The sequence below is a fragment of the Embleya sp. NPDC050493 genome (assembly GCF_044458105.1).
GTDB lineage: Bacteria > Actinomycetota > Actinomycetes > Streptomycetales > Streptomycetaceae > Embleya.
This window is the reverse complement of record NZ_JBITHP010000078.1, coordinates 1-1,123: the sequence shown is the minus strand read 5'-3', so window position 1 is coordinate 1,123 and position 1,123 is coordinate 1. Positions and strand designations below refer to the sequence as shown.

Genomic DNA, 1,123 nt, shown 5'->3' with positions numbered 1-1,123 from the left:
TTTCGCCGTGATGTCGTGGACGGTTGAAGATCCCTGCGGTATGCCGTGGATATGCGGTATGCGCAGGGTGGTGGGTTGACTTCGAAGGAACGGGCGGCGCGGGAGCGGTTGCGTTTGGATGCTGCGGATCGGTTCGGGCGGGGTGAGTCGAACGCGGTGGTCGCGGCCGAGTTACGGGTGGCGCGTCGGTCGGTGGAGCGGTGGCGTCGGGCCTGGCGCGAGGCTGGTGTCGAGGGCCTGCGATCCGCCGGCCCCGCGTCGCTGCCCAAGCTGGATCCGTCGCAAGTGGCCGCTTTGGAAGAGGAGTTGGACAAGGGCCCACAGGCCCATGGTTGGGAGGATCAGCGCTGGACGTTGATGCGGGTGAAGGCGGTGATCCGGCGCCGTTTCGGGGTGACGTACTCGATCCACGGGGTGTGGGACGTGCTGCGTCGGGCCGGCTGGTCGTGCCAACAACCGGCTCGGCGGGCGATGGAGCGCGACGAGGACGCGGTGCGGGGTTGGGTGCGGGAGACGTGGCCGTCGGTGGAAGCACCGCGGCGGCGCTCGACGCGTGGATCGTCTTCGAGGACGAGGCCGGGATGTCGATGACGCCGCCGCACGCGCGCACCCGGGGTCGACGCGGGAGCACACCGGTGGTGCGGGTGCGCGGCGGCTCCCGCGGTCGGGTCTCGATCGCCGCCCTGGCCTGCTACAAACCGGGCGAACGCCCCCGTCTGATCTACCGGCCCCGCCTCCACACCCGACGGAAGGGGGAACGCAGGAGCTTCGCCTGGACGGACTACCGCGATCCGGCGGTGCGGGCCCACCTGCAGTTGGGAGGCCCGATCGTCCTGATATGGGACAACCTCAACACCCATCGCGCAGCCGGGATGCAGGAGTACGCCGCCGACCACGACTGGCTCACGATCATCCAACTGCCGAGCTACGCGCCGGACCTGAATCCCGTGGAGGGGATCTGGTCGCTGGTTCGTCGCGGCTTCACCGGGAACGTCGCGTTCACCGACGCCGACCACCTGGTCAGCACGATCAGACACGGCCTCCGCCACATCCAACGACGCCCTCATCTCATCGAGGGATGTCTCGCCGAAACCAAACTTGTCATCCGACCCAGGAAGTGAAA

General features: G+C 68.5%; 2 protein-coding genes. Both read left to right on the top strand.

The features are described 5' to 3' along the window. Positions 1 to 51: 51 nt before the first annotated feature. A complete protein-coding gene (locus tag ACIBM5_RS47090; protein ID WP_396012852.1) occupies positions 52 to 591 on the top strand; it encodes a winged helix-turn-helix domain-containing protein in 540 nt (179 codons plus the stop codon). Further along, positions 588 to 1,121 (top strand): transposase, encoded by a 534-nt coding sequence (locus ACIBM5_RS47085; RefSeq protein WP_396012853.1) that lies wholly within the window; start codon positions 588 to 590, stop codon positions 1,119 to 1,121. Before ACIBM5_RS47090 ends, ACIBM5_RS47085 begins: the two co-directional genes overlap by 4 nt. The last annotated feature ends 2 nt before the right edge of the window (positions 1,122 to 1,123 follow it).

Bases quoted from the DNA above. Each gene is read 5' to 3' on its own strand.
- ACIBM5_RS47090 (WP_396012852.1), top strand. From the start codon at position 52: ATGCGGTATGCGCAGGGTGGTGGGTTGACTTCGAAGGAACGGGCGGCG.
- ACIBM5_RS47085 (WP_396012853.1), top strand. From the start codon at position 588: ATGACGCCGCCGCACGCGCGCACCCGGGGTCGACGCGGGAGCACACCG.